The organism is Limnobacter sp. MED105 (assembly GCF_000170915.1).
Taxonomy (GTDB): Bacteria; Pseudomonadota; Gammaproteobacteria; order Burkholderiales; family Burkholderiaceae_B; genus Limnobacter.
The window spans coordinates 476,003-499,174 of record NZ_ABCT01000001.1 but is presented as its reverse complement, the minus strand read 5'-3'; the positions used below and the strand labels follow the sequence as shown (position 1 = coordinate 499,174).

General features: G+C 53.9%; 25 protein-coding genes and 1 tRNA gene. 21 read left to right on the top strand and 5 right to left on the bottom strand.

Translation table 11 applies throughout. The features are described 5' to 3' along the window. Positions 1-645 carry a type II secretion system protein gene (locus LMED105_RS16045; protein ID WP_008247856.1) on the top strand — a complete coding sequence of 215 codons (645 nt, stop codon included), beginning with the start codon at positions 1-3 and terminating at the stop codon, positions 643-645. Between the two features lie 8 nt (positions 646-653). On the opposite strand, the gene LMED105_RS02365 is transcribed toward LMED105_RS16045, so the two are convergent. Beyond that, entirely contained in the window at positions 654-2,621 is a 1,968-nt protein-coding gene (locus LMED105_RS02365; protein WP_008247855.1) for a monovalent cation:proton antiporter family protein, read from the bottom strand. Between the two features lie 139 nt (positions 2,622-2,760). On the opposite strand from LMED105_RS02365, the gene LMED105_RS02360 reads away from it, so the two are divergent. The 10 genes from LMED105_RS02360 to rapZ all read left to right on the top strand — a co-directional run bounded on the left by LMED105_RS02360 (position 2,761) and on the right by rapZ (position 10,540). Then, entirely contained in the window at positions 2,761-3,753 is a 993-nt protein-coding gene (locus LMED105_RS02360; RefSeq protein ID WP_008247854.1) for an SIS domain-containing protein, read from the top strand. Next, the gene (locus LMED105_RS02355) at positions 3,753-4,292 is read left to right on the top strand and encodes an HAD family hydrolase (RefSeq protein WP_008247847.1); all 540 of its coding nucleotides are present in this window, start codon (positions 3,753-3,755) and stop codon (positions 4,290-4,292) included. Before LMED105_RS02360 ends, LMED105_RS02355 begins: the two co-directional genes overlap by 1 nt. Then, complete coding sequence (lptC, locus tag LMED105_RS02350; RefSeq protein ID WP_198006775.1) at positions 4,289-4,876, top strand: LPS export ABC transporter periplasmic protein LptC; 588 nt, start codon at positions 4,289-4,291, stop codon at positions 4,874-4,876. The genes LMED105_RS02355 and lptC overlap by 4 nt, the downstream gene beginning before the upstream one ends. Continuing rightward, positions 4,873-5,454 (top strand): lipopolysaccharide transport periplasmic protein LptA, encoded by a 582-nt coding sequence (lptA, locus tag LMED105_RS02345; protein ID WP_008247844.1) that lies wholly within the window; start codon positions 4,873-4,875, stop codon positions 5,452-5,454. Before lptC ends, lptA begins: the two co-directional genes overlap by 4 nt. Then, on the top strand, positions 5,451-6,206 hold the full coding sequence (gene lptB / locus LMED105_RS02340; protein ID WP_008247838.1) for an LPS export ABC transporter ATP-binding protein: 756 nt from the start codon (positions 5,451-5,453) through the stop codon (positions 6,204-6,206). Before lptA ends, lptB begins: the two co-directional genes overlap by 4 nt. A gap of 12 nt (positions 6,207-6,218) precedes the next feature. Beyond that, positions 6,219-7,739 carry an RNA polymerase factor sigma-54 gene (locus LMED105_RS02335; protein WP_008247836.1) on the top strand — a complete coding sequence of 507 codons (1,521 nt, stop codon included), beginning with the start codon at positions 6,219-6,221 and terminating at the stop codon, positions 7,737-7,739. A gap of 40 nt (positions 7,740-7,779) precedes the next feature. Further along, complete coding sequence (gene hpf, locus LMED105_RS02330; protein ID WP_008247834.1) at positions 7,780-8,109, top strand: ribosome hibernation-promoting factor, HPF/YfiA family; 330 nt, start codon at positions 7,780-7,782, stop codon at positions 8,107-8,109. A 110-nt stretch (positions 8,110-8,219) separates the two neighbouring features. Continuing rightward, the gene (locus LMED105_RS02325; RefSeq protein ID WP_040512070.1) at positions 8,220-8,690 is read left to right on the top strand and encodes a PTS sugar transporter subunit IIA; all 471 of its coding nucleotides are present in this window, start codon (positions 8,220-8,222) and stop codon (positions 8,688-8,690) included. Between the two features lie 4 nt (positions 8,691-8,694). Further along, positions 8,695-9,678: an HPr(Ser) kinase/phosphatase gene (gene hprK / locus LMED105_RS02320; protein ID WP_008247830.1), complete on the top strand. Its 984-nt coding sequence runs from the start codon at positions 8,695-8,697 to the stop codon at positions 9,676-9,678. Next, on the top strand, positions 9,671-10,540 hold the full coding sequence (gene rapZ / locus LMED105_RS02315) for an RNase adapter RapZ (RefSeq protein WP_008247828.1): 870 nt from the start codon (positions 9,671-9,673) through the stop codon (positions 10,538-10,540). The genes hprK and rapZ overlap by 8 nt, the downstream gene beginning before the upstream one ends. On the opposite strand, the gene mutY is transcribed toward rapZ, so the two are convergent. Together mutY and mutM are read right to left on the bottom strand one after the other, a co-directional pair. Then, entirely contained in the window at positions 10,493-11,626 is a 1,134-nt protein-coding gene (gene mutY, locus LMED105_RS02310; protein ID WP_008247826.1) for an A/G-specific adenine glycosylase, read from the bottom strand. The genes rapZ and mutY overlap by 48 nt on opposite strands. A gap of 7 nt (positions 11,627-11,633) precedes the next feature. Continuing rightward, positions 11,634-12,452 (bottom strand): bifunctional DNA-formamidopyrimidine glycosylase/DNA-(apurinic or apyrimidinic site) lyase, encoded by an 819-nt coding sequence (mutM, locus tag LMED105_RS02305; RefSeq protein WP_008247825.1) that lies wholly within the window; start codon positions 12,450-12,452, stop codon positions 11,634-11,636. Positions 12,453-12,530: 78 nt separating this feature from the next. Here mutM and LMED105_RS02300 point away from each other — a divergent pair, with 78 nt between their 5' ends. The 7 genes from LMED105_RS02300 to LMED105_RS02270 all read left to right on the top strand — a co-directional run bounded on the left by LMED105_RS02300 (position 12,531) and on the right by LMED105_RS02270 (position 18,354). Then, entirely contained in the window at positions 12,531-14,309 is a 1,779-nt protein-coding gene (locus LMED105_RS02300) for a tetratricopeptide repeat protein (RefSeq protein ID WP_008247823.1), read from the top strand. Positions 14,310-14,313: 4 nt separating this feature from the next. Then, positions 14,314-14,883 (top strand): hypothetical protein, encoded by a 570-nt coding sequence (locus LMED105_RS02295; RefSeq protein ID WP_008247821.1) that lies wholly within the window; start codon positions 14,314-14,316, stop codon positions 14,881-14,883. 3 nt (positions 14,884-14,886) lie between these two features. Continuing rightward, positions 14,887-15,804, top strand: coding sequence for a 4-(cytidine 5'-diphospho)-2-C-methyl-D-erythritol kinase (gene ispE / locus LMED105_RS02290; RefSeq protein ID WP_008247819.1), 918 nt, complete (start codon positions 14,887-14,889; stop codon positions 15,802-15,804). 28 nt (positions 15,805-15,832) lie between these two features. Next, positions 15,833-15,909 (top strand) — tRNA-Gln (locus LMED105_RS02285). Positions 15,910-15,984: 75 nt separating this feature from the next. Next, positions 15,985-16,938, top strand: a complete 954-nt coding sequence (locus LMED105_RS02280) for a ribose-phosphate pyrophosphokinase (RefSeq protein ID WP_008247818.1) — start codon at positions 15,985-15,987, stop codon at positions 16,936-16,938. Positions 16,939-17,028: 90 nt separating this feature from the next. Then, positions 17,029-17,616 carry a 50S ribosomal protein L25/general stress protein Ctc gene (locus LMED105_RS02275; protein WP_008247817.1) on the top strand — a complete coding sequence of 196 codons (588 nt, stop codon included), beginning with the start codon at positions 17,029-17,031 and terminating at the stop codon, positions 17,614-17,616. 105 nt (positions 17,617-17,721) lie between these two features. Further along, positions 17,722-18,354 (top strand): exopolysaccharide biosynthesis protein, encoded by a 633-nt coding sequence (locus LMED105_RS02270; protein WP_008247814.1) that lies wholly within the window; start codon positions 17,722-17,724, stop codon positions 18,352-18,354. A gap of 9 nt (positions 18,355-18,363) precedes the next feature. Here the strand turns inward: LMED105_RS02270 and LMED105_RS02265 are convergent, their stop codons facing one another. Next, positions 18,364-18,831, bottom strand: a complete 468-nt coding sequence (locus LMED105_RS02265) for an Lrp/AsnC family transcriptional regulator (RefSeq protein ID WP_040512228.1) — start codon at positions 18,829-18,831, stop codon at positions 18,364-18,366. 141 nt (positions 18,832-18,972) lie between these two features. Here LMED105_RS02265 and leuA point away from each other — a divergent pair, with 141 nt between their 5' ends. Continuing rightward, a complete protein-coding gene (gene leuA, locus LMED105_RS02260; protein ID WP_008247810.1) occupies positions 18,973-20,649 on the top strand; it encodes a 2-isopropylmalate synthase in 1,677 nt (558 codons plus the stop codon). Here leuA and LMED105_RS02255 read toward each other — a convergent pair whose 3' ends face one another. Beyond that, positions 20,650-21,318, bottom strand: coding sequence for a hypothetical protein (locus LMED105_RS02255; RefSeq protein ID WP_008247808.1), 669 nt, complete (start codon positions 21,316-21,318; stop codon positions 20,650-20,652). 122 nt (positions 21,319-21,440) lie between these two features. On the opposite strand from LMED105_RS02255, the gene pth reads away from it, so the two are divergent. Both pth and LMED105_RS02245 read left to right on the top strand, forming a co-directional pair. Beyond that, positions 21,441-22,040 carry an aminoacyl-tRNA hydrolase gene (gene pth, locus LMED105_RS02250; protein ID WP_040512227.1) on the top strand — a complete coding sequence of 200 codons (600 nt, stop codon included), beginning with the start codon at positions 21,441-21,443 and terminating at the stop codon, positions 22,038-22,040. After that, positions 22,037-23,155: a patatin-like phospholipase family protein gene (locus LMED105_RS02245; RefSeq protein WP_008247805.1), complete on the top strand. Its 1,119-nt coding sequence runs from the start codon at positions 22,037-22,039 to the stop codon at positions 23,153-23,155. The genes pth and LMED105_RS02245 overlap by 4 nt, the downstream gene beginning before the upstream one ends. Positions 23,156-23,172 lie beyond the last annotated feature (17 nt).

Below are 23,172 nucleotides of genomic sequence, written 5' to 3'. Positions count from 1 at the left end.
TTGAAACAACCTCGACACCAGACCCAGAACGGGTTCTCTTTATTAGAACTGGCCATTGCGCTGGCTGTGCTGGCAATACTCGCTGGTGGCGTACTGAAGGGACGCGAGCTGCTGAACAGCGCCCGCGTACAGGCCACTCTTACCGACATCGCCAGCCTTGAAACAGCATTGTCCGCTTTTCAGGCACGTTATTCAGCCTTGCCCGGTGACTTCATTGCGGCCAGCGCAGCTGGGCTTTCCAACAGCGGCGGTGACGGCAACGGCCTGATTGAAGGCGAAGAATCCTGCAATGTATTCACGCATCTTCAACTGTCAGGTTTCATCCAAGGTGACTTCACCGGTGGCAGTGACCAATCTGGAAATTGCACGCCCGCCAGCACCATGGGCAACCAGTTCAGTGGCCAGTACCTGCTCAACAACACCATGCAGGGCCCTAACTCCCGGGAAAATGCAATGGCCTTGCTGATTGGCGAAACCGTACCTGTTGCCCAACTGGCAGAAATTGACCGCAAACTCGATGATGGCAACCCCCTGCGTGGCGCAGTGCAGGTGATTAGTGGCGAGGAAGAACTGTGCACCATCAACGGCAGTCAATGGGACGAGGCGCAAGGCGCTGATTGCGCGGCACTTTATATTATTCGGTAAACACCAATTCAACGCCCCATAGACTTGCGGCCAAGAATAATGGCTTCGGCCAAACTTAAAGCATCAGGCTGCCCCTTCAGCACCAGGATATCCCCCGACTCCAGTTGCGTATCGGGGGAAGGATCCCCGCCCCGAATACCACGCCTGCGAATTGCGCTTACTTCAATGTCCAATTCAAGAATACCCAACTCGGCCAGGCTTTTACCCACGCCACTGGCTCCCGGCTCCAGGAACACCGAATGCAAACGGATCCATTGGTTTTCGGGTGTATCCGCTTCGTCGTCTACGCCACGGAATACCCCCCTGAACATTTGGTAACGCGATTCACGAATGGCTCGAATCTGTTTGACCACACGAGAAACCGGCACACCCAACAACATCAAGGCCTGTGAGCCCAGCATCAAACTGCCTTCAAGAATTTCTGGCACCACCTCGGTGGCTCCAGCTGCAGTCAGTTTCTCCAGATCACTTTCATCGTAAGTGCGCACCACAACTGGAACATTCGGAGCCAAAGCACGCACTGCTGTCAACACCTTCTCGGCCGACTTGAATTCAGCAAATGTGACCACTACACAGGATGCCCGCAGCAAACCCGCAGCGACCAGTGTTTCACGCTTTGCGGCGTCGCCAAAAACCACCGAATCGCCTGCTGCGGTCGCTTCACGAATACGGTCCGGATCCAGATCCAAAGCCACATAATCCAGGTCTTCACGGTCCAGCAACCGGGCCAGGTGCTGACCACTGCGCCCGAAGCCGCAGATCAGTACATGCTTGGTCGTGGCAAGACTCTTCTGGGCAATTTGGTGCAACTCCAGCGATTTTTGCAACCATTCCTGACTTGAAAAGCGCAGCACGATTCGATCTGCATGTTGAATCATGAAGGGCGCTGCCAACATGGATAGCACCATGCTGGCCGTAATGGTTTGTAACCAAGGGTCGGGGACCAAACCAAAACCGGCTGAACCCGTGTTGGCCAGTAGCACGAAACCGAATTCACCGGCCTGCGCCAGATAAATGCCGGTGCGCATGGCTGTGCCGGTGTTCGCACCAAATATCCGGGCCAGTGCCGCAATCAACACCAACTTGGCCAACACCGGGAGTACCGCCAGCAAAATTACCCAGTACCAATTCTGCATCACCACTTGTGGGTTCAGCAGCATGCCTGTGGTCACGAAGAAGAGACCCAGCAGCACATCACGAAATGGCTTGATGTCCTCTTCCACTTGATGTTTGTACTGGGTCTCTGCAATCAGAATGCCCGCCACAAATGCACCAAGGGCCAGCGACAGCTCTGCAAGCTCGGTCAACCAAGCCAAGCCCAAGGTGATCAACAGCACATTCAGCACAAACAATTCTTGCGACTTGCTGCGGGCCACGAATGTCATCCACCAATTCATCATGCGCTGGCCAAACACCAACATCAGCCCCAACACCAGTGCGGCCTTCACCACCGCCAGGCTCAGTGTCACAGTAAGGTTCTCAGCCCCTTGGCCCAGTGCTGGAATAATGATGAGTAGCGGCACCACGGCCAAATCCTGAAACAACAAAATACCCATGATTTGACGACCATGGGGAGAATCGAGTTCAAGCCGCTCCGACAACAATTTACTGACAATCGCCGTGGAAGACATGGCTGCAGCCCCTGCCAGCACGAAGGCGGTGCTCAGTGGCACCTCAAAGAAATAGCCAGCCAACAAGCCCAGGCCCATCACGCCCAGCATGGTCAGCCCTACTTGCGCAAACCCCAGGCCAAACACAACACGGCGCATGGCATGCAGTTTCGGCAAACTGAACTCGAGACCAATTGAGAACATCAGGAAAACAACGCCGAACTCTGCCAGATGCCGGGTTTCGGCGGTATCGGGCACGATGCCGAATGAATAAGGACCAATCAGCGTACCCGCAAACAGATAGCCCAGCATGGCGGGCAGCTTCCAGTGACGGAAAAGCGAGACCGCCAATACGGCGACCAGCATTAGAATCAAAGACAGCTCTAGAGCGTTAGGCACGTTTAATGCTTAGGAAGTGGAGAGAATTGGCACGCGCTTTGCTATACTGCCCTGAAAAGAGCACAGCCTCAAGCACCTTAGTTGCTTAAGTCTATCAGGGTCTACCATGTCAAAAACACCGTCGAATAATGACAAGCACGATTTTCTGGCCATGGCCAGGGAGGCGCTTGCCATTGAAGCCCAAGCAGTCTCGGCACTGGCTGAACGCTTGAATGATCAGTTCAGCCAAGCCACCACCGCCATACTGAACTGCAAGGGTCGAGTCATTCTGGTCGGTGTGGGCAAGTCGGGCCTGATTGCCAAAAAAATTGCTGCCACCTTTGCCAGCACGGGCACGCCTTCTTTTTTCGTGCACGCCACCGAAGCCTCTCATGGCGATTTGGGCATGATTACCCAAGACGACGTGGTCATTGCCCTGTCTAATTCGGGAAATACCGAAGAATTGGTCGCGGTGTTGCCAGCCATTGCACGGCGGGGCGCAAAAATAGTCGCCATGACCGGCAAACTCGATTCAGCCTTGGCCCGGCAGGCGGACTTGGTACTGGACTGTGGCGTTGAAAAAGAAGCCTGCCCCCTGAATTTGGCCCCAACTGCCAGCACCACCGCAGCCTTGGCCCTTGGCGATGCGCTTGCCGTGGTGGTTTTGAAAGCGCGTGGTTTCAGCGAAGAAGACTTCGCACTCTCGCATCCAGGTGGCAGCCTGGGACGCAAACTGTTGACCCATGTCAGCGATGTCATGCGAAAAGGCGACCGAATCCCCACCGTTTCACCATCAGCCAGCATTTCCAGTGCCATTCTGGAAATCACCAAAAAGGGCCTGGGCATGACTGCCGTTGTGGGGGCCAACAACAAACTGCTGGGCGTTTTTACCGATGGTGACCTGCGCCGCCTGATTGAACAAGGCCTGGATTTACGCGGTTTGCTGGTGAGCGAAGTGATGAACACTCTGCCCAAGTGCATTTCACCCGACAAGCTGGCCGTAGAGGCCGTTCGCATGATGGAAGTCAGCCACATCAGCCAGGTGGTGGTCACAGACGAACAGGGACACATTGTCGGCGCCCTGAATTTCCATGATCTTTTCGAAGCCAAGGTGGTGTGATGGATCAATTGACCGACCGCCAACCCACTGCCGCCCAAGCTGCGGCAAACATCAAATTGATGGGTTTTGATGTAGACGGAACACTGACTGATGGTGGCCTGTACTTCGGCAATGAAGGCGAGGTCATGAAACGCTTTAGTGTATTTGACGGCCAGGGCCTTCGACTGCTGATGGACCATGGCATCAAGGTGATCTGGATCACCGCGCGCTCCAGCACCATTGTGGAAAAACGTGCCAAAGACCTTGGCATCTATCAACTGGTTCAGGGCTGCAAAACCAAGCTGCAAGCCTATGATGAAATTCGCCAGCTATTGGGGCTGGACTGGAGCGAATGCGGCTTTTTTGGGGATGACTGGCCCGACTATCCAGTGCTGCAACAGGTTGCTCTGGCGGCCACCACGCAGCACTCCCCGGCTGCCATGAAAAACTCTGCCAACTGGATTAACACGCGCCCACCAGGCGATGGTGCAGCCCGCGAATTGTGCGACTTCATTTTGAGTCACCAGGCAGGCTATCAAAACCCATGGGAAACAGCGTGAAACCGTTGAGTGCTTTTTTCAACCTGATTTCGCAGTTCATTCCGCTGCTGTTGACGTTCGCACTGGCGGCCACCTCGTATTGGTTTGCAATTCAATCTGAGCTCAGCCTGTTCAGCACCAGCGGCAAAAGCGATCCGACCAGCAGCGACTACTATCTGCGTAATTTTTCGGTACAAAGCCACGACCTGGCCGAGAATAAATATTCAATCATCCGCAGCAACGCAGCCGAGCATATTCCACAAGGCAATGTGTGGAACATTACAGCGCCTGAACTGGAACAGTTTGAATCGGGCAATGGCATGGTCAAAGGCAATGCCCAAAAAGGTGTCTACCTGCTCGACACGGATGAAATTTTCTTGCGGGACAACGTTGTGGTGACCAGTCAAAACGAAGGGCTGCTGACCACCATGAAGTCTGAAGAAATACGAATCGACAATATCACCAACGAAATTTCAACCGACAAAAATGTGCTGGTGACGCGACCAGGCCAACGGTTTGAAGCACAAGGTGCCACACTGAACAACGACACTGGCGAATTGACTGCCCAAGGGTCAATCAAGTTTCGCATAGAGGCCAAACGATGAAACGCTCTACCTGGATTTCCCTCGCACTGGCTGCGCCTGCACTGGCCTTTGGGGTTTGCGCGCAAGCACTGGAATCGGACAAACAACAACCCACCACCATCGACGCCAACCAGATGACTTACAACGAGAAGTCAAATGTGAATGTTTTCACTGGCAACGTGCTCTTAACACGTGGAAGCCTGGTGATTCGCGGCGACAAACTCACACTGACCGAGCGCAGCGACGGCACCCAGTTTGCAACCGTGGAAGGTAAACCAGCCCGCTTCAAGCAACAACGTGATTCAGAGACGCCCAACGAGGTATTGCTGATCAACGGCACTGGTAACACCATAGAATTCGACGGCAACAAATCGATAGTGACGTTGACTGGTGCGGCCAGCATTCAAAAAAGTACCAATGGTCAGCTGACTGAGTCCATCTCGGGCACACGGATCACCTACGAGCAAAACACCGAATTCCTGAATGTGGTGGGTTCACCCAGCAGCAGCGGCTCCTCACGCGTTCAAGCCGTGATCAAACCAAAAACCCAATCGACGGAACCTGCGCCCGAGCCCGCGCCCAAAGGGGGCAGCAAGTGAGCAACACCCCTGCACACACATTGACAGGTCAAGGCCGCCTTCAGGCACTCAGCCTGCGCAAAGCCTACCGCAGCAAGCGTGTGATTGAAGACGTTTCCCTGCATGTAGACACCGGTGAAGTGGTGGGCCTGTTAGGCCCCAACGGTGCGGGTAAAACCACCTGCTTTTACATGATTGTGGGTTTGGTCAGTGCCGACGAGGGCAACATTTGCCTGGAAGGCCGCGACATCACCTTGCAACCCATTCACGAGCGCGCACGCGCAGGGCTTTCTTATCTTCCTCAGGAAGCCTCCGTGTTTCGCAAACTGACTGTGGAAGACAACATTCGCGCAGTGCTTGAAATCAATCCACCCAGAGACAAAACGGTGGATCAGGCTGTCGAAGACTTGCTGAACGACCTTCAAATTGCGCACATTCGCACCTCGCTGGCGGCGTCCCTCTCGGGTGGCGAACGCCGCCGACTTGAAATTGCCCGTGCGCTGGGCAGCCAGCCGCGCTTCATTTTGCTGGACGAGCCCTTCGCAGGCGTTGACCCCATTGCGGTACTGGAAATTCAACGCATCGTTGCCTTTTTGAAATCCAAAGGTATCGGTGTGCTGATCACCGACCACAATGTACGGGAAACCCTGGGCATTTGTGATCGCGCCTACATCATCAGCGCGGGCCGCGTGCTGGCCTCGGGCAGTCCCGAGCAAATTGTGAAAAACGACGATGTACGCCGCGTGTACCTCGGCGAACACTTCCGGATGTAAAGCTGAATCTCCATGAAACAATCCCTTCAGCTTAAAGTCTCGCAAAACCTCACGCTCACGCCTCAGTTGCAGCAATCCATTCGCTTGCTGCAATTGTCCACACTGGAGTTGCAGCAGGAAATTCAACAAGCACTGGCTGAAAACCCACTGCTGGAGTTGGCTGACGAAGAGGCCGTGGAAGGCGAGCGCACCCTGAGCCTGGACAGCAGCAATGGCGAACTGCACGAGCCACAAGGCGACAGCTTTGAGGCCGATCCCGACCCCCGCAAAGCCAGCGAACCGGTCAGCGATCAGCAAGCTGAACAAGACAATCAAAGCGAAGAAATTGTTCAGCGCGAGACCATCGACTCCATCCAGGACAACTGGGAAGGCGACTGGCGCGACAACAGCGGCGCAGGTGCCGATGGCGATGAAGAAAAACCCGGCCTGCAACTGGCTGCGCCCGACAGCAGCCTGCACCAGCACCTGATCGACCAGCTGCGCATGACACAGGCCAGCGAACGTGACAAAAACCTGGTGCTTTGGCTGATTGACTACCTCAGCGACGATGGCTACCTGACTGTTGAACTTGAAGACCTGTGGGAAACCCTGCAGGACGAGCCCGACCTGGAGTTTGAAGAACTCAGCGCGGCCTTGCGCCTGCTGCAAAGTTTTGACCCACCCGGCGTGGGTGCCCGCAATGCAGCCGAATGCCTGCTGCTGCAACTGGCCCAGCGCAAAGACATTACTTGCCAGCCAAACCTGTACAGCAACTGTCAGCACATTATTCGCGACCACTTGGGTTTATTGGCCCAACGCGACTTCACCAAGCTGAAAAAAGCATTGAACGTCGACGAGGACATGCTAAAAACATGTCATCAAATCATTCGTTCACTCGAGCCGTTTCCCGGTGCGCGTTTTCGACGCATCGACGATGACCATGTGGTGCCCGACGTGATCGTGAAAAAACTGAGTGGACAGTGGCATGTGCAACTGAACCCCGACGTGATGCCAAAAATCCGTATTAATGAAATGTATGCCTCCATCTTGCGATCACACCGTGGTCAAAGTGCGCAACTCAGTGCGCAATTACAAGAGGCTCGCTGGTTGTTAAAAAACGTTCAGCAGCGATTTGACACTATTTTACGGGTGAGCCAAGCCATCGTAGAACGGCAAATCGGCTACTTCAATCACGGCGAAATCGCAATGCAGCCCTTGGTTCTGAGGGAAATTGCCGATCTCTTGGGACTGCATGAATCGACCGTGTCAAGGGTTACCACGCAAAAATATATGTTGACGCCCTATGGGTTGGTTGAGCTAAAGTATTTCTTCGGAAGTCATGTTTCCACCGACTCGGGTGGTCAGGCTTCCAGCACAGCAATACGTGCACTCATCAAGCAACTGATTTCTGCGGAGGACGCCAAGCAGCCGATATCTGACAGCCAAATCGCCGACCTACTCGGTCAACAGGGCATCGTGGTCGCAAGACGCACGGTCGCTAAATACCGGGAATCACTGAAAATACCCCCGGTGAACATGCGCAAGTCGCTTTAAATTTAAAGCTTCCCCCCGCAGCAACGAAAGGAGATACCTTATGAACTTGAACATCAATGGTCATCATCTGGAAGTTACCCCAGCAATTCGAAACTACGTCATCGAAAAACTGGATCGGGTGAAAAGGCATTTTGATCACGTCATTGATGCATCGGTGACCATCTCGGTGGTCAAGCTGGTTCAAAGGGCAGATGTTACGCTGCACGTTCGCGGCAAAGACATTCACGCTGAAGCAAGTCATGAAAACCTCTACGCAGCCATTGATGCGCTGGCCGACAAACTGGATCGCCAGGTACTGCGTCACAAAGACAAACTAACCAATCACAATCACACACCGATCAAACACCAGGTGGTCGAAGAAGCCGAATAAACCTCTGTAATTTCAGGGAAAATCAAAAGGCGGACTTCCATCCGCCTTTTCTGTTTTTATGGCGTATAATCGGCCCCACGATTAGAAGCGGGTCTCAGGAATCAACAGCGATGAACTTGATCGCAAATCTACTCCCACCATCCAACATATTGTTGGACACACAGGTCACCAGCAAAAAGCGCGTGTTTGAACAAGCCGGTCTGGTCTTTGAAAACAACCAAGGCATCGCAAGATCCAAGGTGTTCGACAGCCTGTTTGCGCGTGAACGTTTGGGCTCCACTGGCCTTGGCCAGCAGGTGGCCGTGCCGCATGGCCGCATCAAAGGCCTGCGCGAACCCATTGCCTCGCTGGTACGGGTACAAGACCCAATCCCTTTTGATGCCCCCGATGGCCAACCCGTCAAGCTGCTCATGTTTTTGCTGGTGCCTGAAAGCGCAAACCAGCATCATCTGGATATACTGTCAGAACTGGCTCAAATGCTGTCTGACAAAGATTTCCGTGAGAAACTCATGACAGAATCCGATCCCGGCGCCACTCACCAACTGATCGCCAACTGGGAGCCTTACCAACCCGCGAGTTAAGCCTGTGAAGCAACTGAAAGAACTGATCGAAGCCAACCGCAACAAACTCAAGCTTGACTGGCTGGCCGGTTTAAATGGTGGTGACCGCCACCTGGATCTTCAGTGCTTTGCTTCCTCTGATCTCGTAGGTCACCTCAACACCATTCACCCGGGCCGCATCCAGGTATTTGGTCGTCAGGAAATCGAATATTTCGCCCGCATCAGCGACGAACGCAAAAAACACCAAATCGACAAGCTAATCGAAGGCGATCCGCCCGCAATCATCGTGGCTGAATCGTTTCAGCCCCATGCCCTACTGAAGGCCGCCTGCGACGAATCCAACATTCCCCTGCTGGCTACACCATTGTCAGCCGCCGAAATCATCGATTTTCTGCGCGTGTACATCAACAAATGGTTAGCCCCCACCACCATGATGCACGGCGTGTTCATGGATGTGCTCGGCATGGGCGTGCTTATTTGTGGCGAGTCGGGTTTGGGCAAAAGCGAGTTGGGCCTGGAACTGATTTCTCGCGGGCACGGCTTGGTGGCAGACGATGTGGTCGAATTCTCGCGCGTAGCCCCCAACCTGATCGAAGGGCGCTGCCCTGAACTGATTCGCAACCTGATGGAAGTGCGCGGGGTGGGCCTGCTCGACATCAAGGCTATTTTTGGTGAAACCGCCGTACGCCGGAAAATGCGATTGAAGCTGATCGTACATCTGGTTCGTAAAGCCTCGCTAGAATTGCATCAGGAACGCTTGGTAACCGAGCAACAATTCCAGGAAGTGCTGGGGCTGCCGATTCGCAAAGCCATATTGCCAGTGGCTGCGGGCCGCAACCTGGCCGTGTTGCTGGAAGCTGCGGTGCGCAACACCATCTTGCAAATGCGGGGTATCAACACACTCGACGAATTCATGGTTCGTCAACAAAAAGCCATGCTCACTGAACTTGGCGGCATTGACCACCTACAGGTTGACCCCGACACTGAGACGGACATTGGCCATGATTAACATGAAAGTGGTATTGGTCACCGGCCTTTCAGGCTCGGGCAAATCAGTCGCCATTCGCGCGCTGGAAGACTCCCACTTTTACTGTGTCGACAACTTGCCGCCTTCTTTCATACCGCAAGTCATCCAGCGCTTGTCCTCCGAGGGCATCACGCAAATTGCGATTGCAGCCGACGCCCGCACTGGACGAGACATTATCGATGTTCCCCAAATTATTCAGGCCCTGAAGGCCGACGGGACCGATGTTCGCATTCTGTTTCTGGATGCCGACGATGAAACCCTGATCACCCGCTACTCTGAAAGCCGCCGCCGTCACCCCATGAGCGCACGCCTTGGCGAGCAAGCCACCGTGCAAGAATGTGTTGATGCGGAACGAGAGTCGCTTGAGCCCCTGAGAAACATTGCAAGCTGTATCGACACCTCTGCCCTGCAGCCCAATGTACTGCGGCGATGGGTGCTTGAAACCGTAGAAGAAGAATCGGCCAAACTTACATTGGTGTTTGAAACCTTCGGTTTTAAAAAAGGCCTGCCCAGCGATGCAGACCTGGTGTTTGATGTGCGCTGCCTGAGTAACCCGTATTACGACAAAAGCCTGCGTCCGCTGACCGGGAAAGACACAGAAGTACAACGGTACATTCAAGCCGACAATCGCAGCGACCCGCTGATCAGCGATATCGAAACCTATTTGAGAAAATGGTTGCCCTCGTATTTGAATGAGCAGCGCAGCTACGTGACCGTGGCCATTGGTTGCACCGGTGGTCAACACCGCTCGGTGTATGTGGCCGAAACACTGGCCAAGCGTTTTACCAACCAGCCTTTAACCGAGATCGAGAGCGTTTTGTTGCGGCACCGCAGCCTGGGCTAAAGCTCTCGATTGCTCCAACAATTTGTGCACAATTTTCGGCACGGGCTTTTCACTAACCACGTGACAACCAACCCACACGCCGGGCACCTTCACACGCAACAATTTAAAGTGCATTTTGCGGTGGGTTAATTCATGCACCAACCAAGGCTGACCTTGCAACGCGCGCAACTGATGCTCAAGTTCAACACGGTGGGCCTGCAAGCCATAGCGCTCAACCCACACAGCTGCGATTCGGGTTAAGTTGTCAAAATCGTCTGCAAAACCGCCCTGGCTACCACAGGCCTCAAAAGGTGTAGTCCACAGGCCCTGCCAAACTCCTTTGCCTGTTTGCAGTTCCAGCAACACCGCGCCACGCTCGTCTTCCACAATCATGCTGACAAAATGCAATTCAGGCCGGGCTTTTTTGGGTTTCGGTGTGGGCAACAACCCGACCATGCCCTTTTGCAAAGCCACACAACTTTGCATCAATGGGCAAGCTGAACATGCAGGGTTGCGCGGCACACAGCATGTGGCCCCAAGGTCCATCAAGGCTTGGTTGTAAACACCGGGCTGCTGTTCTGGCACATTGGCCTCTGCAATAGCCCACAAGGTTTTCTTGATGGTGGTTTGCTCCGGGTACCCCTCGATGCCGTAATACCTGCAAAACACACGTTTCACATTGCCGTCCAGAATGGGAGCCTGCACACCATATGCCAGCGATGCAATTGCACCTGCCGTGGACTGACCAATGCCGGGCAAACTTTCAAGCTCGGCCACCGTGCGCGGGAATTGCCCGCCAAAACGGGCCGCCACCTGCTTGGCACAGGCATGTAAATTACGCGCACGGGTGTAATAGCCCAAACCGGCCCACAACTGCATCACATCCTGCTCCGGGGCGCCAGCCAGGTCGGCTACAGTCGGGTAAGCCTGCAAAAAACGGGCGTAGTACGCCAACACGGTCGTTACCTGGGTTTGCTGCAACATCACTTCGCTCAGCCACACCTTGTAAGCATCGCCGGTGTGCTGCCAAGGCAAGGTTTGTCGACCATGCTGCTTCTGCCACCGCACCAACACTTCGCCAAACGGCTCTCCTGTCAAAGGGCTCATACTGGTTCTATTCCTGACATTGCGCACAATAAAACGTGCTGCGCTGATTCATTACCCGGCGTTTTACCAAGGCCCCACAGCGTTTGCAGGGCTGCCCCTCGCGACCGTACACATCACAATGCAACTGGAAATGTCCCAACTCGCCATCAATGGCCTGAAAATTACGCAGGGTTGAACCACCCCGCTCTATCGCCTCAGTCAATACAGCAACCACCGCTGCATGCAAGGCCTGCGCATTTGCCCTACTCAGCCGCCCTGCGGCTTTGCCAGGGCGAATCGCACTGCGAAACAGTGCCTCGCAGGCGTAAATATTGCCCACGCCGACCACCGCAAACCCACTTAACAACAAGGCCTTGATTGACACCTTTTTACCGCGGGTTGCCTTGAAAAATGACTCTGGCGTGAATGCATCACTGAAAGGCTCCGGCCCCAGTTTTGCAAACCGTACAAAACTGTCTTCCCAGCCGGGTGCTTTTTCGACGTACTCCACACTGCCAAAGCGGCGCGGATCGTTGTAGCGCAGCACCTTGTCACCAAAATTCCATTCAATGTGGTCGTGTTTGTCCCACGGGGTACTGGCGCTAACAATTTTCATGGACCCCGACATGCCCAAATGCACCACCAACACCTGCCCGCCGAAATCCATCAACATGTATTTCGACCGACGCTCCACAGCTTGCAATATCTGCTTTACACAACTTTGCACTTGGGTGGACACAGGCCAGCGCAAACGGGGTTGCCGCACGGTACAAGCCAACAGGCGTTGCCCTGTGAAATGCAGGTCTACGCCTCTTTTGGTGATTTCTACCTCGGGTAATTCAGGCATAAGCTAAAGCGCGCACGCGCATCTGTTAATGTGATAAAAATAAAAGTGGATTCACCAGTTTTCATTGGGTTCAACAGTATGACTTGTTTTAAATGGACCATCGCAGGCCCGGTATTTTTTCTGGCCGCCAGCCTGACCACAGGCTGTGCCACTGTGCCCGCAGATCAAGGCGAGCCAGCTCAACAGCAAATGTCTGACGAGCAAAAAGCCTACGAGGCCCGTGTTGCCGACATGGTCAAACAAGACCCATTGTTTGCGCTGCTCACCGCTGAAATTGCAAGTCAGCGCGGCGACACTTATTCTGCCACGCTGGCCTACACCGAGGCCGCCAAGCAACAGCGCAATCCCGAACTTGCAAAACGAGCCGTCGAAATCAGCCTGGCGGAAGGCCAATTGGACCTGGCTTTGAACGCGGCTCAAGTGTGGTCCGAATTGTCGCCCGGCGACAAACAAGCCAGCCGCTCTATCATGCTGCTGCAACTGGGCACCAACCGGGTCGATGAAGCCATGCCTGCGCTCAAGGCGTTTTTGGCCGACGTACAGGCCGCTGAAACTGCAAACCCGGGCTTGGGTGGTTCAAGCACCGAGAAAGTTGCGCTGGACATGCTGCAACGCATTCCCGACAAAAACAAAGCGTACCAAACCGGCATCGAGCTGTTTGGCAACAACGCCGATGACCTTGAAACACAAACCCTGCTGGCCCAACTCGCCAACAATTCCGAGTTATACCCACAGGCTGTAGGACACATGGAAAACGTGTTGCGCAAGTCACCGCAAGAACGTTTTTATGTGTTGATGGCGCAGTTCATGGAAAAGCGCGACGGCAACCTGGATGCAGCCATGCAACTGGTGAACGAGCAAGCGCAACTGCACCCCAACTGGTTTGGTGCACGCCTTTACCTGGCCCGCAACCACACCCAGCTTGGGCAGTGGGCACAGGCCAGGCAGCGCTTTGCTGAAATGATCGAGCTTCAACCCGACAATATTCCACTGTATTCAAGCCAAGGCTTTGTACTCACCCAGCTCAAAGACTACAAAGCAGCCGAGCAGCATTTCAGGATTTACCTGGACAAAACTGCACCAGCCGAGCGTCAAAATGAATCACTGATTCACGCCACGCTGTCAGACATGGCACTTGAACGAAAAGACTACGCTGCCGCCCTGAAATGGCTGGACACCACACCCAACGCAGCCGATAACCTCGATGTGCAGCTGAAAAAATCGGCCTTGTTCGAGAAACAAGGCAATGTGCGGTCAGCCAAACGGGTACTGAATCAGTTCAAGCCCAAGAACGAGGATGAGTCTGTGCGCCTGGCACTGGCGAAATCGCAACTGGCAGAGTCTCAAAAAGCCCCTGCTGAAGCCGCCACTGAACTTGAACTCGCGTTGCTCAATTTTCCGGATCAACCCGACCTGCTTTATGAACGTGCCATGGTGGCCGAGCGGCAAGACGACCTGCCAGTTGTTGAGCAATTCCTGAAGCGCCTTATTGCAGTTCGCCCTGAAAATCCGCATGGTTACAATGCCCTGGGCTACACCTGGGCCGAAAACAACATGCGACTGGAAGAAGCTTACGAGTTGATCAAGAAGGCAGTTGAACTGGCCCCCAACGACCCCTTCATTCTTGATTCACTGGGCTGGGTGCATTACCGCCTGGGTAAACTGGACAGCGCCGAGGCCACCTTGAAAAAAGCGTTCGATCTGCGTCAGGACGAAGAAATCGGCCTGCATTTACTTGAAGTGTTGCTCAAATCAGGCAAAAAAGAAGAAGCACGTCAACTGGGGAGCCGCTTGACCGTTCGCTACCCTGACAGCAAAGCATTGAGAAAACTGGTTCAACAGGTTGAGGAAATTTAAGTTCATGGCTTTATCAACACTGCGCCTGGCCTGCATTGGCTTGATCAGCGCAAGTCTTGCCGCCTGCAGCACTTTGGATCAAAACCCAAGCACCGAAGTGGATTGCAAGTCGATTCAGTCCAGTTGCCACTATGGGCGTTTTGGCCTCATCTGGAAGGTTGAACAAACCGACGGCAAAATTGAGGCCGATTCCATTTCAGGCACCTATGAATGGCGATCGGGCCGCACCGGACCCAGCCAAGCTCCCGAAATTGCTTACCTTGAGGTGAACTCCACTCTGGGCCCCTCACTGGGCAGCGCAAAGCGCTTGGGTAATTTTTACGAGGTTCGGGCTGCAGATGGACGCGTGTATTTGGCCAAAGACTGGCAAAGCCTGTTCGACTTGATGTTCCCCGTTGAACTGCCTGCCGAAGCCCTGGTGCAGTGGATGGAAAACCCGAACCCCAATGAATTGCCCACATTGCCTGCCAATTGGTCCTGGGAAAACCAGAACGGCCGATACCGCGTGGTGTTCATCGAGAACAACACCTCGGGCCGCATCGATCTGATTCCACAAGGCACCTTGGGCAAGTAAAGCGTGAACCTTCCCACACCCGCTAAACTTTCTGCGTTTTCGCCGGCAAAAATCAATCTGTTTTTGCACATTACTGGTCGCAAGGCCGATGGTTACCACCTGCTGCAAAGTGTTTTCTGCCCAATCACCTTGGGCGATCAGGTTTCAATTTCAGTGCAGGCCAACCCTGAAAATGAATTGGTGGTTCAGCGAAGTGGCGACCTTGTCCACATTCCTGAAGAAATCGACCTGACAGTTCGCGCCTGCAAGGCTTTTTATACCCACGCTAATCTTGGCATCGGCCACTCGGTGTTCATTCATGTCAGCAAACAGGTTCCGGAACAAGCGGGCCTGGGAGGTGGCAGCAGCAATGCAGCCACCGTGCTGCGTCTGCTGCAACAGCACCACCAACACCCGATAGAACCGGAACAACTGGCCTCAATTGGTCTGAAGCTTGGCGCTGATGTGCCCTTTTTTCTTCAAGAAAGCAGTGCCTTTGTGGAAGGCATCGGCGAGGTCATCACCCCGATTCAGGGCATTTCCGGGCATTTAATTGTCTACAAACCGCCACTTTCTTGCCCAACGCCCAAAATATTTAGCGATCCGCAATTGACACGCAACTCAAGTGACGTCAAAATAGCGGTCTTCGATTCGGCCCGCCGAATGAATAGTGAGTTGATGGCTTACCTTAAAGCCAACACACAGAATGCATTACAAGCTGTTGTGTCTCGCAACTTTCCAGACTGGGAATGCCAATTTGGTGTTTTTTCAAGCTGTGTTGCAAAGTTCAACCCGCAATTGATTCGCATGTCAGGTTCCGGCTCGGCCATGTTTGCTGTGTTTGCCAGCCCAAGCCAGCTCAGCAACGCAGTGGCAGCAGTCGCCGATGCACCTGAATTAAACGCCGGACAATGGTTTGCTTGCCAAATTAAAAATGGCTGAGCCACCAAGTTGAATCGAGAAAAGTTTTAGGGGAGTCGCCAAGTTGGTTAAGGCACCGGATTTTGATTCCGGCATTCGAAGGTTCGAATCCTTCCTCCTCTGCCAATACCAAAGAGGGCCAGCCACAGGTTGGCCCTTTTTTTATTTCGCCAACGCACACGTCAAGCCCTGGGGTAAACAATGGCCAGCGACAGCAGTCTGATGATCTTCACCGGCAATGCAATTCCCGCATTGGCCGAGTCTGTTGCAAAACAGTTGAACATTCCACTGGGCAAAGCAACGGTGGGTCGCTTCTCCGACGGTGAAGTGATGGTCGAGATCAACGAAAACGTTCGTGGCAAAGACGTGTTCGTGCTGCAATCCACTTGCGCGCCCACCAACGACAACCTCATGGAAATGATGGTCATGATCGACGCGCTCAAGCGCGCATCAGCTGGCCGCATTACCGCAGCAATTCCCTACTTCGGCTATGCCCGTCAAGATCGCCGCGTGCGTTCTTCACGTGTGGCCATTACTGCCAAAGTGGTGGCCAACATGCTGCAGGTGGTTGGTGTAGACCGCGTGCTGACCATGGACTTGCATGCCGACCAAATTCAGGGTTTCTTCGACATTCCCGTGGACAATATTTACGCATCGCCCGTTTTGCTTGGCGACGTATGGAAACAAAACCTCGACAACCTCATGGTTGTATCGCCCGACGTGGGTGGTGTGGTTCGCGCACGTGCTTTGGCCAAACGCCTGAATTGTGATTTGGCGATCATCGACAAGCGCCGTCCCCGCGCGAACGTGGCTGAAGTGATGAACATCATCGGTGATGTGAAAGACCGCACCTGTGTCATTATGGACGACATGGTCGACACCGCAAACACCCTGTGCAAGGCTGCAGCGGCCCTGAAAGCCAACGGCGCAAAGAAAGTGGTGGCTTACTGTACTCACCCCGTGTTGTCGGGCGGTGCCATTCAGCGTGTTGAAGAATCTGACCTGGACGAACTGGTGGTTACCGACACCATTCCATTGTCAGACGAAGCAAGCAACAGCAAGACCATTCGTGTGTTGAGCGTAGACGAACTGCTGGCTGAAACCATTCGCCGCATCGTGCGCTCTGACTCGGTCAGCTCGCTGTTTATCGACTAAGAACAGTTTTCGGGCTTATTTGCGGACGCCCTTAAGTGCCGCATAACTTGGTTTCACTGGTCGCGGTGAAGTCAAATTTGGAGAATCAACATGAAAGTAGTTGCAACATCCCGCACAGAGCAGGGTTCCGGAGCGAGCCGCCGCCTGCGTCGTGCTGGCCAGGTACCTGGCATTGTTTATGGCGCAAATCAGGAAGCTCAGGCTGTGTCGATTGAACACAACCCCCTGTGGCACGCCCTGCAAAAAGAGAAATTCCACTCCAGCATTCTGGATCTGGAAATCGACGGCAAGTCACAGCAGGTTTTGCTGCGAGACTACCAGTCACACCCTTACAAGCCACAGCTGCTGCACATCGACTTCCAGCGCATCGATGGCAACCAGAAGATCCACATGAACGTGCCTTTGCACTTCTCTGGTCACCTGGAAAGCCCAGCGGTTAAGCTGTATGCCGGTCAGGTTACTTTCGTGGCCAACCAGATTGAAATCGAATGTCTGCCAAAAGACCTGCCAGAATTCATCGCCGTAGATTGCAGCGTGTTGGACGTTACCAAGCGCTCTATCCACGTGACTGAATTGCAGTTCCCGGAAGGCGTGAGCATTCCAAACCACGGTCAACAAGACCTGTCAGTGGTGACTGTAAAAATCAAGGCTGGCGCAGTGAAAGGCGGCGACGAGTAAATTCTCGAAGTCCAATTAGTACCGAAAAGCCGCTGCACCGAAGTTCAGCGGCTTTTTTTATGGGCACAATGTGGGCTCATTGATCAATCACACAACACACCTGAAGTGAACAACACACCCAATTTCGATGAATTGCCCTTGGGCGATCAAATCAAACAAGTGATCGCGCAGCTGCCCGCAAGTACGGTCAGTCTTGGCGAAATTCTGGACCTGGTGGGCCGCGACGGCATGTTGCTGTTGGTGGCATTTCTCACGCTGGTGTTCATGGTGCCGGTTTCTATTCCGGGTGTCAGCACCATCTTCGGAGCAGCCATTCTGCTCATCGGAATCAGCAGGATTTTCGGGCGCACCTTGTGGTTGCCCAAGCGCTTCAAAGAGCGTGCCCTGCCAGCTGACAAACTGCGAAATGCACTTGAGAAAGGTTTGGTCTGGATTCCGCGCCTTGAGAAAATCAGCAAACCCCATCGCATGGCCTGGCTAAGCACCGGGCGCGGCATGAATATCATCAACGACGGCGGTCTGATTCTGGGCGCTGTGTTGCTGATGGCCCCCTTCGGATTCATCCCGTTTTCCAACACCGTGCCTGGCATTGCCCTGCTGTTTCTGGCTGTAGGCCTTATTCAACGCGACGGTGCAGCGGTGCTCTTGGGGCATTTGGCCAATGTGGCCTCTATTGTGTACTTCGGCGTGCTGATTGGCGGCGGCGGCATGATGATTCAAAACATGCTGCAAAACTAGGCTTTCACGCTAGCCCACTGGTACTTCAGTTTTGTCCACCACCCGGCGCAACACAAAGCTGGTGTGCACGCCAGTTACCCCTTTGATGCGGGTAATTTTATTCAGCAGCAAATTCTGGTAGCCGTCCATGTCGGCCACTATCACCTTCAATTGGTAATCGGCCTGTTGCCCGGTAATCAGCAAACATTCCAGCACCTCGGGAATGGCGGCAATGGCGCCCTCAAAACTGGCAAAGCGTTCAGGGGTGTGTTGATCCATGGAAATATAAATCAAGGCCATCAAGCTGTAGCCCAGTTTTTTTGAATCGACCAATGCGCGGTAACCGGTGATCAGGCCCGCGTCCTCAAGCGCTTTCACGCGGCGCAAACACGGTGAAGGCGACAAGCCAATGGCATCGGCCAGGTCCTGGTTGCTCATTCGCCCATCACTTTGCAGCAGGGTCAAAATTCGCTTGTCATAGCGGTCAAGTTCTTGCATTTCGCTTTTAATGCTCAATTCATCAATTCATACGCAATTATCTGCCAATTAATTCAAATAACCAAGCAATAAACGCAATCTTATTTCGCAGTGAAGCGCCTACACTGGTCTTCATCGATTCACCTTTCAGGCCAACGCAGCATGTTGAAGAACCCCGCCAACAAATATCGCCCCGCTTACAAAGTGGACCTGCCCGACAGAACATGGCCCAACAAGGCCATTGAGAATGCGCCAATCTGGTTAAGTACCGATTTGCGCGACGGCAACCAAGCGATTTTTGAACCCATGAGCGTGGCCACCAAACTGGATTTCTTCAAGGAATTGGTGCGCATTGGTTTCAAGGAAATTGAGGTGGGCTTTCCTGCCGCTTCGCAAATCGACTTCGACGTGGTTCGGCATTTGATCAACAATGATTTGATTCCGGAAGACGTTACCCCCATGGTCATGACCCAGGCTCGTGATGATCTCATCGAGCGAACAGTGGAATCGGTGATTGGTGCCAAAAGCGCCATCGTCCACATCTACAACTCCACCGCACCCGTGTGGAGAAATACGGTGTTCCGCATGACTGTGCCTGAAGTCATCGACATGGTAAAAAAACGTGTGCAAAAGGTGAAAGAACTCACTGACGCACACCCCGAAACACAATGGGTTTTACAGTACTCGCCCGAATGCTTCAACATGACCGAACTGGATGTGGCCTTGCAGGCCTGCAACACCGCCATTGAAGCCTGGGAAGCCGGGCCAGGTAGAAAGATCATCATCAACCTGCCCACCACGGTGGAATGGAGCACACCCAATGTGTTCGCCGATCAAATTGAATGGATGGATAGGCATTTAAATCGACGTGAACATGTGGTGCTTTCCGTGCACCCCCACAACGACCGCGGCACGGGCGTGGCCACCGCCGAACTGGCGATGATGGCCGGCGCACAACGCGTGGAAGGTTGCCTGTTCGGCAACGGCGAGCGCTGTGGCAACGTAGATATTGTGACCCTGGCCTTGAACATGTACACCCAAGGCGTGCACCCCAACCTTGATTTTTCAGACATCAATGCCGTGGCCCGCGTGGTGGAAAGTTGCACGCAACTGCCCATTCACCCACGCCACCCGTATGTAGGCGATTTGGTGTACACCGCATTTTCTGGTTCGCACCAGGATGCCATTAAGAAAGGCTTCGACATTCAAAAGCCCGATGCCATTTGGGAAGTACCCTACTTGCCGATTGACCCTGTAGATGTGGGTCGAACCTATGACAGCGTGATCCGCGTGAACAGCCAATCTGGCAAAGGTGGCATTGCCTACATTCTTGAACGCGAACATGGCGTGGTCATGCCACGGCGCATGCAGGTGGAATTTTCAAGCGTGGTGCAAAAGGTCAGCGACAGCACCGCAGCGGAAATGACTTCGCCCGCACTGTGGGCCTTGTTCGAACAAACCTATTTGCAAAATGACGAAAGCCAGCCGCGCTATATCAGCCACAAAGTATTTGATGCTGAAGGTGGTCAGGGCATTGAAATGACGGTAGAACAGCACGGTGAAACAGTTCGCCTTGAAGGCGTGGGCAACGGCCCGCTGGACGCTGCCGTGCAAGCATTGGGGATACCCATGGACATTGTCGGGTTTGAAGAACGCAGCGTTGGCCAGGGCGCCAAATCCAAGGCCATGGCGATTATCGAGGTGAGTGTACCGAATGTGCCAGGCAGCAAATTTGGCGTGGGCTTTCACGACAACATCACCACCGCAAGCCTCATGGCGCTGGTAAGTGCATGGCGCAGGGTTGATCAAACAGCGGCCACAAAAGCTGCTGCAATTTGATCAGGTGTATCCCTGTTTCCAAGGCACTGCTTTGAACTTGACAACAGGGCCCGGTTCACCGCCGGGTGACCGCAACGCCTGACTTAAATCCAGCAGAAAGTTTTCTTCTCTCGGCGAAGGTCGGTCCAGGTCGAATTCGATTCTGAACGAGTAATTGTGCAGAGGATCTTGAAGACTACGAGCCCCGGTTACCTCCCTGTAGCCCCATTTGCCAGTCAGGTTGTTCACTCGACCATCGTCGCCCCACCTTGCATGTTCAGACACCTTTACCGGTGCATGAGGCTGACCGTTGATCAAAAAACTGACCTTTGCGGGGTCAAACGACAGCTTTGGGTTCATTGACCTCATTTCCACGTAAGCCACCAGCTTATTGGTGTCTTTGGCACCGATGAATTTGTCAAAAGGGTCAATGGTCGTGGGGACCACAAACAACATCACAGTGTGGTCGCGTGTTTGCAGCTTATTATTCAATTCAACTGACAGCTGTACATCGTTCCAATCCAGGTTGTGACGCGATTGGAAACTTGGGCCGGGCTTGGTTGGCAGATCGTCTGGAGAGCCAATGTAGGCAATGCTTTCCACTCCCGCCCGGAATCCAGCGCAAGCTGTCAGGCTCAAACACAGCATCACCACGGCACAACTGCGAACGCACTGGATCACATTCAACATCGTCTCTCCCAAGAATGAGTGATCAGCATTTTATCCAAGTCCTGAATGACTGGGTAGGTGGTTTGAGCATCGATTTTCAGCCAAAATACAGCCTTGTGACTCACACGGGCTGTATTTTCTTCATGTCCAGCAACATCCCCATTAAATTGATCGTCGGCTTGGGCAACCCCGGCCCACAATACGCGGACACGCGCCACAACGCGGGCGTGTGGTATCTGGAAGCGCTTGCACGCAAACACAATGTGTTTTTGCAAAGCGACAAGCGTTTTTTTGGTGACCTGGCGCGCATCAAGTTTGCGGGTGAAGACGTGTGGCTGCTGTTCCCCACCACGTTCATGAACCGGTCGGGGCAAGCGGTTGGGGCACTCGCCAAGTTCTTCAAGATCAAGCCCGAGGAAATTCTGGTCGCGCACGACGAACTTGATTTGTTGCCCGGTCAAATCAAAATGAAAAAAGGCGGCGGCTTTGCTGGGCACAATGGCCTGAAGGATATGCATGCCCACCTGGGCAGCGGTGACTTTTGGCGCGCACGCATTGGCATTGGGCACCCACGCAGCCTTAACTTGCAACAGGGCGTGGCCGACTTCGTATTGCACCGCCCAAGCAGCGAACAGCAGCAGGTGATCGACAAATCCATCGATGTGCTGCTGAAACACACCGAGCTGATTTTGAAGGGTCAAATTGGCCAGGCCACCACGCACATTCACACGGAGTGCGCATGAGAAGCAGCATACAAATCATTTTGGGCGACCGCGCCAAAGCGCACATTGCCAACAAAGGTCTGAAGCCTGAAGACATTTGCGCCATACCCGCCGCAGCAGGTGGACCCAAAGGATTGATTTTGCAGGGGCTTGACCAGTATTTGTTCAACGACTGGCTGGGCGCCGACCACCTTCAAACCCGCGCGGCCAAGGGTGTCAAACCCTTGCAGTTGATTGGTGCATCCATCGGTGCCTGGCGCATGGCTGCCGCAGCAAGCAGCAACCCTGCCGCCACTTTGAAGCGCCTTGCCCAACAATATGTTGAGGCGCAAGACTACAGCAAGGGCGTTGACCGCCATGAAATAAGCCGTGTGTGCCAAGCCATGGTACAAGCCGTGGTGGCCGACGAAGCGCAACACATGGTGAAACCCACGGGCAAAGAACTGCTGGTGTGGGTGAACAAGGGGCTGACCCCTCTGCATTATGCGCATGCCCAACAACAACGTGCACGTGTACGGGGTTTTGCAAGCGCGGTGGTGGCCAACAGCGTGAACCGCAACAAATTGGCGACCTATTTTGAGCGCTGGGTGTTTCAAAGCCCGGGTGCCCATACTGATTGGTTAAAGCAAACCTTCGACCGCATTCCCACCCGAATTGAAGACCTGGACGCGCTGAATATTCACGACGCCTTGCTGGCCAGTGGCAGCATTCCCTTTGTGCTGAACCCAGTGCATAAAATTGCGCATGCGCTGCGCGAAGATCACCCCGAGGTGAAATACCACGAAGGCCCATTCTGGGACGGCGGCCTGACCGACTACCACCTGGCCCTGCCCTACCACCGACTCGATGGCCTGGTGCTGTACCCCCACTTCGCGCCCACGGTTACACCGGGTTGGCTCGACAAGTTTTTAAAAGTGCGCAAAGCCAAACCCGAGTGGATGAGCAATGTGATTCTGGTGTGTCCTTCTCCGGAGTTTGTGAAGCGCTTGCCTGCGAAAAAAATTCCCGACCGAAGCGATTTCAGGCGTTACAAATTTGATCACCGTATTCGCATACCGCTGTGGCAGGCCGCAATTCGCGAAAGCGAGCGCATGGCTGAAGACTTTTCAACATGGCTAGGCAACGTGAATCGCTAGGCGCGGTACAATTCACC